Annotated in this window: 11 protein-coding genes; 4 read left to right on the forward strand and 7 right to left on the reverse strand. The window is 73.9% G+C overall.

Features of this window, described 5'->3' with window-relative positions; genetic code table 11:
• Positions 1-13: 13 nt before the first annotated feature.
• From AB0O28_RS10100 to AB0O28_RS10115, 4 genes are all read right to left on the reverse strand, one after another.
• Entirely contained in the window at positions 14-2,665 is a 2,652-nt protein-coding gene (locus AB0O28_RS10100; protein ID WP_363638350.1) for a DUF6493 family protein, read from the reverse strand.
• A complete protein-coding gene (locus AB0O28_RS10105; RefSeq protein ID WP_363638352.1) occupies positions 2,662-5,292 on the reverse strand; it encodes a DUF6493 family protein in 2,631 nt (876 codons plus the stop codon). Before AB0O28_RS10105 ends, AB0O28_RS10100 begins: the two co-directional genes overlap by 4 nt.
• 14 nt (positions 5,293-5,306) lie before the next feature.
• A complete protein-coding gene (locus AB0O28_RS10110) occupies positions 5,307-6,662 on the reverse strand; it encodes an SWIM zinc finger family protein (RefSeq protein ID WP_363638354.1) in 1,356 nt (451 codons plus the stop codon).
• Positions 6,663-6,892: 230 nt separating this feature from the next.
• Positions 6,893-8,491 carry a peptide chain release factor 3 gene (locus tag AB0O28_RS10115; protein ID WP_363638356.1) on the reverse strand — a complete coding sequence of 533 codons (1,599 nt, stop codon included), beginning with the start codon at positions 8,489-8,491 and terminating at the stop codon, positions 6,893-6,895.
• Between the two features lie 250 nt (positions 8,492-8,741).
• On the opposite strand from AB0O28_RS10115, the gene AB0O28_RS10120 reads away from it, so the two are divergent.
• Positions 8,742-10,205: an MFS transporter gene (locus AB0O28_RS10120; protein ID WP_363638358.1), complete on the forward strand. Its 1,464-nt coding sequence runs from the start codon at positions 8,742-8,744 to the stop codon at positions 10,203-10,205.
• 31 nt (positions 10,206-10,236) lie between these two features.
• A complete protein-coding gene (locus AB0O28_RS10125; protein ID WP_363638360.1) occupies positions 10,237-11,052 on the forward strand; it encodes a helix-turn-helix transcriptional regulator in 816 nt (271 codons plus the stop codon).
• Between the two features lie 167 nt (positions 11,053-11,219).
• Here AB0O28_RS10125 and AB0O28_RS10130 read toward each other — a convergent pair whose 3' ends face one another.
• The 3 genes from AB0O28_RS10130 to AB0O28_RS10140 form a co-directional block, all read right to left on the reverse strand.
• Positions 11,220-12,032, reverse strand: a complete 813-nt coding sequence (locus AB0O28_RS10130) for an MBL fold metallo-hydrolase (protein WP_363638362.1) — start codon at positions 12,030-12,032, stop codon at positions 11,220-11,222.
• Positions 12,029-12,616, reverse strand: a complete 588-nt coding sequence (locus tag AB0O28_RS10135) for a TetR/AcrR family transcriptional regulator (RefSeq protein ID WP_363638364.1) — start codon at positions 12,614-12,616, stop codon at positions 12,029-12,031. The genes AB0O28_RS10130 and AB0O28_RS10135 overlap by 4 nt, the downstream gene beginning before the upstream one ends.
• Before the next feature lie 140 nt (positions 12,617-12,756).
• Complete coding sequence (locus AB0O28_RS10140) at positions 12,757-13,284, reverse strand: hypothetical protein (RefSeq protein ID WP_363638366.1); 528 nt, start codon at positions 13,282-13,284, stop codon at positions 12,757-12,759.
• Positions 13,285-13,347: 63 nt separating this feature from the next.
• Between AB0O28_RS10140 and AB0O28_RS10145 the strand changes: the two genes are divergently transcribed.
• Positions 13,348-14,136: an aldo/keto reductase gene (locus AB0O28_RS10145; RefSeq protein WP_363638368.1), complete on the forward strand. Its 789-nt coding sequence runs from the start codon at positions 13,348-13,350 to the stop codon at positions 14,134-14,136.
• A gap of 290 nt (positions 14,137-14,426) precedes the next feature.
• On the forward strand, positions 14,427-15,872 hold a 1,446-nt coding region (locus AB0O28_RS10150; RefSeq protein WP_363638370.1), incomplete at its 3' end, for a DUF222 domain-containing protein.

Here is a 15,872-nt window from a genome sequence, read left to right on the forward strand (position 1 = left end):
GGAACGCCCGAGCTCATGCCGTCTCCTCCCTTCCGGCGATCAGCTCCTGGAGGCGCCGGGCCTCTCTGACGAAGGCACCGTCGCCGGCCCGCCGCGCGACCGCGGCCAGCCGTGGAATCGGTGAACGGGCTCCGGTGAGGGAGGCGGCGGTCGCGGCGATCCCGAGCAGGCCGGTCATGCCGGTGCGAGGCCGCTCCCGGCCTTCGGGCAGGAGTTCGGCGAGCATGCGCGCGGCGGCGGTCCAGACCTGAGCATGCGCACCCGCCGCCAGGGCGTCGCCGAGAGCGGTGACGACGCGGCCGAGCCTGACCACGTCCGCCGCGGCCAGGACGGACAGGAACCCTCCGAGGTCGCCGCCGTCGAGGTCGCCGCGGGCGGCGTGGACCAGCAGCGCGTCGACCGCGACGCCCCGCGCGCCGTCGTCCTCACATCCCAGACCGTGGGCGAGCGCGGCGGCGGTCACTCCGCCCACCGGTCCCTGCCCGCAGGCCAGCCGGTGCAGCGGTGCCAGATCGGCCCGGCGGGATCCGACCAGCGGGGGCAGCCGCGGCAGGATCCAGGCGGTGATCACCTCCCGGTGCGACGGCATGAGCAGGGGCCACCAGTCCATCCTCTGGGAAGCGAGGTTCACGGCGTGGGCGGGCTCGACCACGCACATGCGCCGGACGAGGTCCGGCAGGTCCTCCTCGCGGGGCCGCACGACCGGGAGGATCCGTGTGACGGTCGGGGCGGAGCCTTCATACCAGGGAAGCCGCACGACCCGGTGGCCGCTCACCGGGTCGGCGAGCCCGCCCCGCCGCAGCCACGCCGCGAGCTCCCGCCCGGCGGCCGATGTCAGCGTCGCGGCCCGGTCGGCCGCCGCCGGGGGGATCGTCCGCGGCAGTCGCAGGAGCGCCTGCTGAAAGTCGGCGTCCAGTGGCTCGGCGCCGGCCGCTTCGAGCCGCTCCATGCGCTCGACCAGCGTCATCGGGTCGATGTGCCCGGACTCGACGGTGGGCGTGGCCAGCAGGACCGGCACGTGCGCGGTCTCGAGCGCACGGACGACCTCTCTCAGGCGCGTCACGACGAGCGTGTCGGGCACCGGCTCCCACTCATGGGGAGGGTAGGACCTCACCCCTTCGCGGAACCTTCTGGCGGCCTCGGGCGCCACCGCGGCGAGCACGGCGCGGACCGTCAGCAGACGCGGGTCCTCGTCCATCCCGCCGATACCGGAGGCGGCGGGCTCGGCATCGAACAGGGCCGGCCAGTCCACGCGGAGCACCGGCTCGACGACCGCGCGCACCGCCTCACGGTCGCGGTGGACGAGCGTCACCAGCCCGGCGAGCAGCCGCTCGACCGTCAGCGGGTCCCGCGCGGTGACGACCAGCTCGGCGAGCTCCTCCGGCGACTCGACGACAGGGACCGGATCGGCCCCCTCGACCGGCGGGGCCGGCAGGGCGACCGGCACGGGGACGGGTGGAGCGTCCAGGCGGAAGACCGGAGCCAGCCGGTCCCGCAGATCGGCGGGGAGAGCGTCGGCCGCCGCGCGGACGGCGGCATGACCGTCCTCGTCCGCGCGGGCGGCCAGCCGTGACGCCGCCGCGGCGGCGCGTTCGGCGATGTCGCGGTGAACGCTGCCGAAGGCCGCGGTCACGGCTCGGAGAGCGGCGCCGGACCGCCCCGGCCGGCCGCGGGCGCCGGCCTCCGCCCAGATGAGAGCCGCCCGGACGTGTTTCTTCTCCGGACGGAACATCAGCGTCTCGGTCGCCTCGGCGAACAGCTCGTCGGTAAGCAGCCCGGCGACGTCCGCACGCCGCAGCTCGGTCACCGCGAGCTGAACGACCGGTCCCGGGGCGGTGGGCACCAGCCGCGCCAGATCCCCGACGGGGATCTCCCGCGGATTCGGCCGCAGGGCGGCGTAGAGGTCGGTGAACGGCCGGGTCTCACCGTCGTAGAACGCGCCGGCGCAGCCCTCCAGCAAGGTGCCGCGCTCGAGGACGCCGTCGCCTGCCAGGCGCGCGACCGCGGCGGCCCACGCGGCGACCGGGTCTCCCGCGCCGCGCAGCCGCGCCGCCAGCCCTCTGCCGCGCAGCAGGCTCCCGGCCAGATGACGGGTAAGCCGCTCATCGGCGACATCGCCGCCGCGGTCGGCCACGGCATACAACCAGCCCAGCACGAAGGCGGCATCGCCGGGCGGCTCGATGCCGCCCTCTTCCGCCAGGCGGGCCGCCGGAAACCACGCCGACAGGCGGTGCGCCCGTCCGCCGTCGGCCTCGTCCCTCCACACTGGCTCTTCCGCCAGCCGGCGGACGAGTTCCGCCCGCCACCGCGCCGGCCGGTCGCGCACCAGGCGGGCGATGCGGCGGGCGTCGTCCTGGTGCCCTTCGAACAACCACAGGCTGGGACGCGTGAGCCAGTCCGCGACCTCGGCCGCTGTGTCGAAACAGGCCGCGGCGGCCGCTCGAAGCGCGGGCGCCTGCGGGTCGTGCGGCGGACCGTCCCACCATCCCCTCCCGAGCCCGCCCTGAGCGGCGAACGTCCGCAGGTGCCCCACCAGTGTGCGCTTCGCCTCGTCGCCCGCCCGTTCGAGCAGATCGGCCGTCCTCTCCGCGTCGCCCGCCCTGATGCCGTCGGCCAACCCGGGCGGCTGCCCGGCTCGCCGGATGATCGCGGCCCAGAAGCTCATCGGCTCACCTGCCGCTGAAGGCGGCGGGCCTCCTGGACCAGCCGGCTGGATCCCCCGCGCGCCGCCGTTTCGGCCAGCCCGGGGACGTCGCCGCGCTCTCCGCTGAGGGTGGCCGCCTTGACCGCGACCGCGAGCAGCTCCCCGAGCCCGGCCCGGGGCCTGTCCCCCGTGCGGGGAAGCAGCGGAGGCAGCGCCGTGAGGAGAGCCCGCCACACCTGCGCGTGGGCGCCCGCCGTCGTCGCCTCGTCCAGCGCGGAGGTGATCCGGTTCAGTTTGACCAGGCCCGCGTCGGTCAGCCCCGCGACCGCCCGGCCGAGATCTCCCGCGGGCAGGTGTCCGCGTGCCGCCAGGGTGATGAGGGCGTCGACGGCCGCGGCCCGCTGGCCGGGATGCCTGTTCCCCATCCCGATGGCGAGCGCGCTCGCGGTGGCCGGGCCCACCGGCCCGTCGCCGTGCGCCAGCGCGGCGAGGACGTGGCCCCCGCCCCGGGTGTCGTCGATGCCGAGGGCGAGGGTCTCCAGCAGGTGGGCGGCGACGACCTCGCGGTGGGAGGGCATGACGGCCGGCCACCACGTCGCCTCCCCGACGTCGTGCAGGATGCGCCGCGACCCGGTGCAGAGTTCGGCGACGGGCTGGGGAACACAGGCCGGTGGCGTGATCTCGGCGAACACCTCCCCGTAGTGGTCCGGGCCGCTGTCCGCGTCCGGCCGCTGCGCCGCCTCCACTTCCACGATCACCTCGGGGTCGGGCAGCCCGCCCCGCCGCAGCCACTCCGCCAGGACCCGGCCCGCCTGGGAGGTCAGTCCATCGGCACGTACGACGGCCCGTGGGTCGATCTCGCGCGGCAGCCGGAGGAGCGCCTGGTGGAAGTCGGCCTGAAGCGGTTCGGCGCCCTTCAGGCGCTCCATCCGCTCGACCAGGATTTCCGCATCGACGTGGCCGGTGGGGGCGGTCGGTGTGGCCAGCAGCACCGCCACACTGCGGCCCCTCTCCAGCATCTCGACGACTTCCCGCAGCCGGCGCTGGACCAGCAGCTGGATCGCCGGCTCATACTCGGGATGGCTGCGGTGGTAGTTCGCCAGCAGGGCCGAGAGCTTCCTGCTGTCGGCGGGCGCGACGACCGCCAGCGCGCACCGCATCAGCAGCGCGTGGGTGTTCCGCCCGAAGCCGCTGATGCCGTACACGTAGGTGGCCGGGTCGAACGGCCGGCGCCAGTGCTTGTCGCACCACGGCCGCAGTGCCTGCGACACGGCGTCCCTGTCACGGTGCGTCAGCTCGACGAGCGCGGCGAGGATGCGCTCGAACTGCGGCGGCCCGGTCCGCCAGTCCAGCGCCTCGATCTCCCAGGCCAGTTCGCCGGGCGAGCCGGGGGTCGCCGGCAGGGCGGGCAGCGGGTTCACCACCAGAGCGGCCGGGGTCATCGGCGGCGGCTCGTCGGCCTCCACCACACCGGCGACGGCCGCGATCTTCTCCCGTAAGTCGGCGGGAAGCCGGGAGGCCGCCGTTCGGACCGCGTCGAGGGCCGGGCCGGACGCGTGCGGGGCGAATTTGACCGCCAGGCGCACTGCCCGGTCCCGCAGCGCGGGGGTGTCCTGGTCGAACACGGCCGCCAGCGCCGCTTCCGCGGCGTCGGCCCTGGACGGCGCGGCGCCGGCGATCCACCGCAGGGCGGCCGTGACGTACTTCTTCTCCGGCCGGAACGCCAGCGCCTCGACCGCCTCACCGAACGACTCGTCACCCAGCAGGCCCGCCTCGTCGAGGCGGCTCAGCTCCTCCAGCACGAGCTCGACGAGCGGCGGCGCGGCCGACGGCAGGAGCCGGGCGAACTCGACGGCGGGGATCTCCTCCGGTTCGGGCCGCAGCCTGCGCCACAGCGTCGCGAACGGGGCGATCTCCTCGGCGCCGCCGCCCGCCAGGAACCGCTCCACGCATCCGCCGACGAGCACCCCGCGCGGCACCCGGCCCTTCTCGGCGAGCGCGACCAGGGCGGCGACGACGCCCTTGTCGCGGTTCCGGACCAGATCCCAGGTCAGCGCCGCCGCGACGCCCGTGGCCCGGAACACCCGGGGGAGCAGACGGCCGAGCAGCGGGTCCACGGCGAGCGCGTCCAGGGTGCCCTGGTTCGCCCCGTGACGCCCGATCAGCCGCCACAGCCACCCGACGGTGAACGCGTCGTTGTCCGGCGGCTCGACACCCGTCTCCAGCACCAGGCCCGCCGCCAGGTCCCACCCCGGGACACCGATGTCCAGCAGCCGCGACGCGGACCTCGACGGCGACCGCAGCCGCTCCACCAGGCGGACGGCCAGATCCTCGCGCCATGTGGCCGGCCGGTCCCCGATCAGCGCCAGGATGCGGGCGGCGTCGGCCTCGGGCCGGCGCACCCAGCGCAGGTCACGCCGGTTCAGCCAGGCCGCGACCTGCGCCGCACCGCTCAGGCAGGCCGCCCCCGCGAGGCGGAACACCTCCGTCTGATTCTGGATCCAGAGTTGGCCCTCCCACCCCTGGGCCAGCCGCTCGGACAGGTATCCGGGGAGCCGCGCGGCGACCGCCCTCCGGCCATCCTCGTCGAGGGTGGCCAGAAAGCGCGCCATCTCCGTGTCGTCGCCCGCCTCGATGCGGCTAGCCACCTCCTTCCAGGGATTCATCGCGTGCCGCCCTCCGGAGCCGCCCCGCCCTGGTCGCGCACCTGCTGGGCGGCCAGGACGTGCTTGCACGGGCCGCGGCTGCCCCGGAAGTCGGCGTACCAGGGGCACGTGCAGACCGGGCCGTCCGAGGTCAGCCGCACCCGCCGCTCCCCCACCACCGCCGTGTCCGGCGCGGTGAAGCGGACGGCTCCCCGCTTCACCAGGTCCCGGGCCGCCTTCAGCCGCGGATTCATCGCCGCCACCCGGCCGGGGTCGTAGGGAAGCTCACGATGGAAGTGCGCCGCCTCCGCCACGTCGTAGCCGACCCGTCCCGCCGTGCCGAGCTGGGTCAGCGCGGCGCGGATCCGGTTCCTGGGCAACCCGGATCGCTCCGCCAGCAGGTCGGCGTCCAGGCGGGGCTCGAACGACAGCATCGCCCCGACCAGGCCGGCGTCCTCCTCCGCGTGCGCGGTGGCCAGGTCGCCCAGCACCGCGCCCTCCCCGGAAAACCCTCTGCGGGCCTCCGGCGACAGGGTCAGCACGTAGCGCATGCCGGGGAGCTCCAGCTCCCACGCGCTCGCGACCGGAAGGCCGTGCGCGGGGACGGCCGGGCCGTACACCCTCAGGCCGGTGGCGAAACGCAGCAGAGGGAGCAGGGTGGCCAGCCGTTCGGGGCCGGGCAGGCAGACGGCGCCCGCCGCCGGACGGGCCGACAGACGCAGCGACCTTCCGGCGGGCACCGCCCACAGCACCCCGCGCCTGGGCAGCGCCCGCAGGAAACGCACCGCCTCCGGCCCGGTCGCCTCCGCGCGCAGGTCGAACCCCGATGCGATGACCTGCACCTCCGCGAAGCCGCGCACCCACCGCTCGGGCAGCGGCACCTTCTTCTCCACCACCGCGCCATCGAGCGTGGTGGCCACCAGTTCCTCGGCGCCGACCCGCAGATGCAGAGGATCGCCGCCGCCCACCCGGACCAGCGCCCGACGCAGCGGGTCGTTGACGTCCACGTTGGTCGTGCCCAGCTCGACCACCTCGCCGTCGAGGCCCTGCTGCAGCACGTCCAGCCGGGCGTATACGCCGCCGCAGGCGGAGAAGGACTCGAAGCGCAACCGGTCGCCGTTGCACGTCACGACCGGATCGCGCACGATCCCGTTGGGGCGGGCGTCGTAGTAGCGGGCCCGGGCCACGTCGGCGACTCCGAGCAGCCCGGCCGCCGCCGGCGCCGCCCGAGTCAGCAGCCCGCTGAAGAACGCGGGATGGGAAGCCGGTCCGCTGGGGGTCACGCCTCCCGAGGTGGACAGGTCGAGCAGACCGGAGGACAGGTCCAGCTCCGAAGAGCGCACATAGGAGTACGCCAGCACCGCATCAGCCATGGCCCGGGACGCTACAGATCAGGACCGACAGATCATGACCGGCACTCCACCGGCGGGCGGAATGTCGGTGGCGGCAGGCAGACTGCGGCCATGAGGAACGGCGACCTGGCGCGCCTGGCCGTCGCGCCCATGACGCAAGCGGACTGCCGGGCTTATGCCGGCCTCGCCCCGGAAGGATGCGTGGTCGTCCGGGACGACGGCACAAACCCGGGGTGTGGCGGATATCGCGGTCAGGCGGTCGCGCCGGGCAGGCCCTGACCGGCGATGAGCGGTTCCAGGGTCAGGCCCGCGTGTTCGCGCTGGATCGAGCGCATGCGCCACTGGTCGGCGAACACGGCGAGCAGTGCCTGGTCACGGCTGCGGGTCAGCACCTCCGCGCCGCGCTGGCGCCGCAGCACCTCGGCGGACTCGGCGTCGGTGCGGAGGGCGAGCGTGTATTCCAGCCGGTCGAGGACGATCTCCGCGCCGAACTCGGTGGCCAGGCGGTGTTGCACGACCTCGAACTGCATGGGCCCGACCGCCGCGAGCACGGGGGCCTGGTCGCCGCGCAGGTCGGAGCGCAGCACCTGGATCACCCCCTCGCCGTCGAGCTGGTCGATGCCGCGGCGGAACTGCTTGGCCTTGGCCGTGCTGCGGGAACGTGCGACGGCGAAGTGCTCGGGGGCGAAGCTGGGGATGGGCGGAAACTCCACCGGCTTGCCCTCGTAAAGGGTGTCTCCCGGCCGCAGCGCGGTGGCGTTGACCAGCCCCACCACGTCACCGGGGTACGCCTCGTCGATGGTGGCGCGTTCCTGGCCGAACACCGACTGGGCGTACTTGGTGGCGAACGGGCGGCCGGTGGCGGCGTGGGTGAGCACCATGCCGCGCTCGAACCGGCCCGAGCAGACCCGGACGAACGCGATGCGGTCGCGGTGGGCGGGGTCCATGTTGGCCTGCACCTTGAAGACCAGGCCGGAGAACGGCGCGTCCAGCGGCTGGGCCGCGCCCTCGACGTCCGCCCGGGGCGCGGGAGCGGGGGCGAGGTCTACGAGCACGTCCAGCAGCCGGGCCACGCCGAAATTGGACAGCGCCGCGCCGAACAGCACCGGCGTGGACTCGTGCGCCTCGAACGCCTTCTGGTCGTGCTCGGCGCCGATCGCGGCGAGCAGGTCGGCCTCCTCCCCCGCGCGGGTCCAGTCGGCGCCGAGTTCGGCCACGGCCTGCTCGGGGGTCAGATCGGTCTCCAGGGCCTTGGTGGCGCCGCCGGGAGTGCGGGTGTAACGGACGATGCGGCCGGCCAGCCGGTCGACCACGCCGTGGAAGTTCCCCGCGGTGCCGATCGGCCAGGTGATCGGCGTGGGACGCAGGCCGGTGCGCTCCTCGATCTCGTCGAGCAGTTCCAGCGGTTCGCGGCCGGGCCGGTCCCACTTGTTGACGAAAGTGATGACGGGGATGCGGCGGTGGCGGCAGACCTCGAACAGCTTCATGGTCTGGGGCTCCATGCCCTTGGCCGCGTCGAGCAGCATGACCGCGCAGTCGACCGCGGCCAGCACGCGATAGGTGTCCTCGGAGAAGTCCGCGTGGCCGGGCGTGTCCACCAGGTTGAACACGTGGTCGCGGTAGTCGAACCGCAGCGCGGCCGAGGTGATCGAGATGCCGCGGGCCCGCTCCATCTCCATCCAGTCGGACGTCACGCCCCGCCGGCCGGCCTTGCCGTGCACGGCGCCGGCCTGGGTGATGGCGGAGGCGTGCAGGGCGAGCGCCTCGGTCATCGTGGACTTTCCGGCGTCCGGGTGGCTGATCACCGCGAACGTGCGGCGGCGTGCCGCCTCACTCGTGACGGCGCTCATCGCCGGGCCTCCCGGCCGCCGCGGGCGCGGGTCGTCGTGGTGCGGTTGTGCGTGCAGGCCATCCGGGCTCCCAAACAGCGGTGGACGGTTGAGGTTACCGCGCCGCGGGCCGCGCTCCGGAATCGGCGGCGCCCGGCCCGCGCCCGCGGATGGTGGCACTCGCGATACCGGCATCGGCCGATTCTGGCCCTCCCCGCCGTGGCCGGGGAGGCTCTGACCGGGACTCCCCCACCAGACCAGGAGACGAAGCATGTCCTCTCTCGTTACGGAACCGGCCGGGACGGTCGTGCGAGGGCGCCGCCGCTGGCTCGCCCTTCCGGTGATCCTCGTCGGCACCTTCATGACGATCCTCGACTTCTTCATCGTGAACGTCGCCATCCCCTCGGCCCAGGCCGAGTTGCGCGCCACCGACGCGCAGATCCAGTTCGTGGTCGCCGGATACGGCATGGCGTACGCGTCGGGCCTGATCACCGGCGGCCGTCTCGGCGACCTGTACGGCAGGCGCAGAGTGTTCGCGATCGGGCTGGCGGGGTTCACCGTGGCGTCGGCGCTGTGCGGCCTGGCGACGGGCCCGGTGATGCTCGTGGCCGCCCGCGTCCTCCAGGGGGTCGCGGCGGCGCTGATGTTCCCGCAGGTCCTGTCGGTCATCACCGTCACCTACACGGGCGGCGACCGACCCAGGGCGTTCGCGGGGTACGGCGCCGCGCTCGGCCTGGCCACGGTCGGCGGTCAGGTCCTCGGCGGCCTGCTCATCGCGGCGGACGTGCTCGGCCTGGGCTGGCGCGCCTGCTTCCTGGTGAACCTGCCCGTCGGCGTGGTCACGCTGCTCCTGCTGCGCCTCGTGCCCGAGTCGCGCTCCGAGACCGCGCGGGGGCTCGACCTGGCGGGCGTGGCCCTCGTCGTGCCCGCGCTGCTGCTCCTGCTGGTGCCGCTCGTGGAGGGCAGGCAGGAGGGGTGGCCGGGCTGGACGTTCGCGTCGCTGGCGGCGAGCGCGATGATGTTCGCCCTGTTCGCGGTCCAGCAGCTGCGCCTGTCGCGGGCGGGCGGCACCCCGCTGGTGGAGCCGTCGTTGTTCCGGTCCCGGTCGTTTCTGGCCGGCCTCGCCACCGTGCTCGCGGTCTACGGCGGCATGGCCTCGTTCATGCTCGTCATCGCGCTGTACGTGCAGGACGGGCTGGGCCGATCCCCTCTCGGCGCCGGCCTGGTGTTCCTCCCGATGGGCGTGGCGTTCTTCGCCACCTCGGCGAACGCCGCGCGGTTCACCCGCCTGCTGGGCCGCCGTACGCTCACGACCGGCGCGGTCCTCATCGTCGCCGGGGAGGGCTGCCTCGCGCTGGTCACCCGGGACGCAGGCGCGGGGGTGAACCTCCCGCTGTACGAGGGGTTGATGGCGGTGGCCGGAGCGGGGATCGGCATGGTCGGCGCCCCGCTGCTGTCGCAGGCGCTGTCCGGCGTCGGCTCCGGCAGCGCGGGCTCGGCCGCGGGCGTGCTGTCCACCGTGCAGCAGATGGCCGGGGCGCTAGGCGTCGCGGTGATCGGGATCGTCTTCTTCGGCGTCCTCGGTGGCGGCTCCTCCCCCGTCGCGTACGGCAGGGCGTTCGCGGCGAGCCTGGTCTGCCTGGGGGCGCTGGCGGCGGCCGCCGCGGTGCTCACGGTGCCGGACCGGTGGTGGGGCGCGCCGGGCTCTTCTGCGGGATCGCCGGCTTCGCGATGATGGACGGACACGGGCGACCGGCGGGGGGCTGATGGGCGAGACCGGGCACGACAACAGGCGCGAGCTGGCGCGTTTCCTGCGCGACCGCCGCTCCCGGGTGGCGCCGCAGGACATGGGTCTGCCGGTCGGGCCCCATCGCCGGACGAAGGGGCTGCGGCGCGAGGAGGTCGCCGTGCTGGCCGGCCTCAGCCCGACCTGGTACACCTACCTGGAGCAGGGCCGCGACATCAATCCCTCGCCCGCGGTGCTCGACAGCCTGGCCCGCGTGCTCGGTCTCAGCGAGGACGAGCGCCGCTATGTCCACCTGCTCGCGCGCACCCGGCCGGTCGCCGCGGACGGAACCGTCGTGGACGGGGACCTCGTCGCGCGGCTGGTCGAGGCCGCCGGGCAGGGCCCCTGGCCGCTCTACGCCGGCAACCGGTATGGCGACGTCGTGGCGTGGAACCGGGCGGCCGCGCGGTGGTACACGGACTTCGGGCGACTGCCGGACGCACGCAGGAACATCCTGTGGTGGCTGCTGACCGACCCCGAGGCCAAGCGCCGGCTGCCCGGCTGGCACGGCGACGCCCTCGACGTCGTCGCCCGGCTGCGCACCGCCTACCCGCCGCTGGCGGGCGACCCGAGGATGAGCGCACTGGTGACCGGCCTGAGCGAGGCCAGCCCCGAGTTCCGCCGCTGGTGGGACGAGCGGCACGTCCACGGTCCGCGCCTGCGGCCCCGCACGATCACGGCCCCCGGCCTGGGGACGCGGACCTTTCACCTCACCCTGGCCGACGTCGTCGACAGCGCGGGACACTCGCTGGTGTTCCATCTGCCCGCGCCGGACGGCGGGGAGCCCGAGGGCTGAGGCCGGGTCAGAGGCGCTCGACGACGGTCACGTCGTCGCCGGGCCGGCCGACCAGGACGGCGTTTCTGGTCCCCGCCGTCCGGAGGTCCGAAGACCTGTTCAGCGGGCGCGGCCGGGCCCGGGGACCGGCTCATTCGCCGGCTGACTCCGGTGCGGAGCCTGTCGCCTTACCGCTCCGTCCTGTACCGGCTCAGTTCCCAGGGGTCGTGGGCGGAGAAGACCTCCACCTCGCCCGCGTGGTCGCGGACGAGTGCGCGTAGCCGGTCGCGGTTGCGCAGCCGCAGCTCCGCGTCGACCTGCGAGCCGGTCTGCACGATGTCCAGCAGCGGGTGCGGCTGCGGCTCCCCCGCCCGCAGCTCGCCGTGGTGGAAGTACGCGTCGCCCGCGTGCAGCAGCCACCGGCCGCCGTCGCGCACGGCCACCGCCGCGTGCCCGGCGGTGTGCCCGCCGAGCGGCACCAGCAGGAACTCCGGCGGCAGCCCCTCCGGCTGCCGTACGCCGCCGAAGCCGAGCCACTCCTCCCCCCGGCCGGGCTCGTACGTCACCCAGTGCGGCCGGTGGGCCCAGTGCGCCGGGCGGTAGCGCCGGCTGGGGGCCTCGGCCATCGCGGCGGCCAGTTCCTCCTCCAGGACGTGCACCCGGGCGTGCCGGAAGTCCGGCAGGCCGCCGGAGTGGTCGACGTCGAGGTGGGTCAGCAGGATGTGCCGCACGTCGGCGGGGGCGTACCCGAGCCGCTCGACCTGGCGTACGGCGGTCTCGGCCGGGTCGAGCAGCGGCTCGGCCATCTCCGTCCACTCCCGTTCGAGCGAGCCCGCCGGGTCGCGTACGTCGCCGAGACCGAGCCCGGTCTCCACCAGCACCAGGCCGTCGTGGTCGGTCTCGACAAGCAGGCAGTGGGCCACCGCGTGCGCGGGCGCCAGGTCGTCATACACGGGCTCGATCTTCCGCATCGAGGCGCAGTTGAGGTGGTGGATCTTCATGCGGAGCCCTTCCCCTGAGCGGTGTCGTCGACCAGAGCGCCGATCCGCCGCGTGACCGAGTGGATGACGCCGGTGTCGCGGCGCACGCGGGCCAGCAGCAGCGCCCCCTGCAGGGAGGACAGCACCAGGTCGGCGAGCGCCTCGGCCTCACCCACACCGTGCCCGCGCAGGTAACGGGTCAGCCCGTCCAGCCAGGAGGCGTACGCCGCGTCGCAGGCCGACCGGATGGGCTCGCTGGCACCGGCGGCTTCCAACGCCACCGTGGCCACCGGACACCCCTCTTGGAACTCCGACTGCTCGAGGTCGTGGGCGAGCAGATCGCCGATCAGGGCGATCGCCTCGGCCGGGCCGGAGGCGGCGGCCACGGCGGCCGTGATCCGCTCCCCCAGGTCGCCGCCGGACAGGGCGACCGCCTCGGCGGCCAGCTGCTCCTTGCCCTCCGGGAAGTGGAAGTACAGCGAGCCCTTGGGCGCCCGGCTCTCCGCCAGCACCTGGTTGAGGCCCGTGGCGTTGTAGCCCTGCCGCTGGAAGAGCCCGGCGGCCGTGCGCAGGACGCGCTCGCGCGTGTCGTTCCTTCGCGTCATGCCGATCACACTAGACCGACCGGTCCAGTAGGCGCAACTAGACCGGTCTATATACGAGCACGGCCGCGCGGGTCGGGCCGAGCAGGGCGGCCAGCGCCGCCGGCGGCTCGGCGAGCCGGTGAAGCCGGTGGGCAGCAGGGTCAGCGGGTGCCCGTCCAGGCCGAACTCCCCATCCTTGGCGTACGCGAGCCGCAGCGCCTCGCCGTCCCAGTCCAACCGGGGATGCAGGTCCGCCAGCTCGGCGCGATCGCCAGCGCGAAATAGCGCCTGGCCTCCCGCACCGTCGCGGCCAGCGCTGCCGCCGGGTCGGCCGCGAACCGCTCGATCTGCGGCGGCGCCCGGTGCCCCGCCCAGGCCCGGTCCACCTCGTACGCGGCCCGGTCGAGCGGGGTGGCGGCCACCACCCGCAGCTCCTGTTCCAGGGTCGGCCGGGCGGCGCCGGGGGCGGGAGTGAGGAAGTCCGGCACATAGCCGGTGGGGCCGGGGACCAGCGCGCCAAGGGTGGTCAGGCCCCGCAGCAGCGGCTCGACCCTGGCCCGCCAGGACGCGGGGACCAGGCGCGCAGAGCGGGACCGCAGCGCGAGGCAACTGGCCACGACCTCCGCCATCGGGCTGTGCGCGAACCTGAGCCGCAACAGGTCGGCGAGGGCGAACTCGATCCGGATCACCTGTCCATTCGAGCACGCTCGAACGGTTAGCGGAGAGCACCCCCCGGTTCCTACGGTCGGCGCATGGAATACACCCGTCTGGGGCGGACCGGCCTGCTCGTCAGCCGCATCTGCCTGGGCACGATGAACTTCGGCTGGCAGATCGGCGAAACCGAAAGCCACGCGATCCTCGACCGGGCGTACGAGAAAGGCGTGAACTTCGTCGACACCGCGACCATGTACGGCCGGGAGACCGGCGACGGCCTGAGCGAGCGGTTCATCGGCCGCTGGTTCGACAAGGCGGGCCACCGGGACCGCATCGTGCTCGCTACGAAGGTGTACGCCCCGATGACCGAGCGGCCGAACGACGGCGGGCTCTCGGCCCGCCACATCATCGCGGCCTGCGAGGCGTCGCTACGCCGCCTGCGGACCGACTGGATCGACCTCTACCAGATGCACCACGTGCAGCGGGACATCCCCTGGGAGGAGATCTGGCAGGCCACGGAAACGCTGGTCGTCCAGGGCAAGGTGCGGTACGTCGGTTCGTCCAACTTCGCCGGCTGGCACCTCGCCCGTGCGCAGGCGGCGGCCGAACGGCGCAACTTCCTCGGCCTGGTCTCGGAACAGTGCAAGTACAACCTGCTCACCCGGCACGTCGAACTGGAGGTGCTGCCCGCGGCGATCGAGCTGGGCATCGGGATCCTGCCCTACTCGCCGCTGCACTTCGGCGCGCTGTCCGGGGCGCTGCGGCAGCTCGACCTGCCGCTGGCCGCGCTGCGTACCGAGCTGTCCGCCGGGACCCTGGCCCGGCTGGAGGAGCTGTTCCCGCCCGTCGGGAACGGCGGCCCCGGCCCGGAGGCCTGGGCCTGGTGAGGCTGCGCCCCGGCCGCGACGCGGGGGCGGCGGCCGGGCCACAGTCAGCCGAGCCACGGTCAGCCAGGCACTTCGACCCCGTGCACGAGTGCTCGATTCCCCGCTTACCGCTCAATGAGCCCACAAGCAGCCTTTGTGACGTTTTCTGCCGCGTTTCCCGCCTGGTTTGGCGCGCGCGTTTCCGCTGCTCCCCCTATGCCTGTAGCTCCAACAAATCACGTTGTGCGGTTGCCCGAGGTGTATCGACCAGGAGAGAATTGATACAGGCTTTCGAATGAATTGGGGGTGTGATGGATCTGTTCGACTGGGATCCCGATCACTCTCGTTGTTCGAATAATGCCGACGGCGACTGGTGGGATCGGTTGACCGCCCGTTCAGCCGATGCTGCCGGGGCCGCTTCCGCGGCTGGTTCCAGTGGTTTTGGTGCCGCCGCCGGTGGTGCCGGGGCTGGTTCGGCTGGTGCCGGGTCTGCCGGGGATGCCGGTGGTGGTGCGGGTCGGGGCCGGGGTCGGCCGTCGGGGGTGCGGTCGTCGTGGGTGTTGGTGGCCTCGTTGCGGGAGTCGGCGCAGGCGTTGGCGCTGGCGCCGGTTCCCGACGATGCCGGTGTCTGCCTGGCCGAGGCCGAGGACCTGTTGTTCGCCCGGGATCGGATCACGTCGGCGTTGGCGGATCGGGTGGGGCGGGTGCATCGGGCGGGGCAGGCTAGGCAGCATGGGCATGCCTCCACTCGCAGTTGGTTGCGTACCGCGGGTGGGTTGAGTGTGGCGGGGGCGGGCCGGCTGCTGACGTTGGGCGTGGAGCTGGCCCGGTTGCCGCGGGTGCGGAAGAAGTTTGCGGACGGTGAGCTGTCGGCGGGGGTGGTGGAGGCCATCTGTGTGGCTACCGAGCACCTGACCGGTGAGCAGGTGGGGCTGGCCGAGCCGATTTTGCTGGAGTTGGCGGGCCGGGCGGGGCCGGCGGAGGTGGCCAGGGCGGGCCGGTATCTGCGGGCGGTGCTGGACCCTGATGGGGACGAGCGTGATGAGCGGGCCGATTACGGGCGGCGGTTTCTGCGGGTCCGTCCCGGCAAAGGGGGTGGGCTGGAGGGGGAGTTTTATCTGCCGCGTGAGGCGGCCGCCCGGTTGCGGGTGTTGCTGGATGCCTATGCCCGGCCCCGGGCGGAGGGTGATGACCGGCCGCTGCGGGTACGTCAGGCCGATGCGTTGATCGCGTTGCTGGAGCAGAAGATCGTCGCCGAGCTTCTGGTGCTGGTCAACGCCGAGTCCCTCCCCACCGACCCGGTCACCGACACCGCCCCCGACCAGGACGACGACGCCAACCACCCCGAGGACGCCACCGCCACCGAGGACAGCGAGAACTGCCAGGAGGACACGGAGGACCTCGAGGACGTCGGCACCAGCGACACCGAGGACACTGAGAACCTCGAGGACGCTGGCACCAGCGACGCCGAGGATCTCGGCAGCCGCCCGGACACTCAGGACGCCGAAGCCACCGCAGACGCCGACAACATCCTGGGCGCCGAGGGCGGCCGGAACGCGGAGAAGGCCGGGGAGACCGGCAGCGTCGAGAACACCGGGGATGTCCGAGACGTTCACGGCGGCCGGGATGGCCGCGGCGGGCAGGCCACCGGAGCCCCCGAGCCGGCCGCCCCCGAGCTCATCGAGCCGGCCGAGTCCGTGGAGCCCGCCGAGGAGGCGGTGTGCTCTGCGTCGAGCGAGGCCCAAGGGACGGACGCG

Source organism: Microbispora sp. NPDC088329 (assembly GCF_040685655.1).
Classification (GTDB): Bacteria; Actinomycetota; Actinomycetes; order Streptosporangiales; family Streptosporangiaceae; genus Microbispora.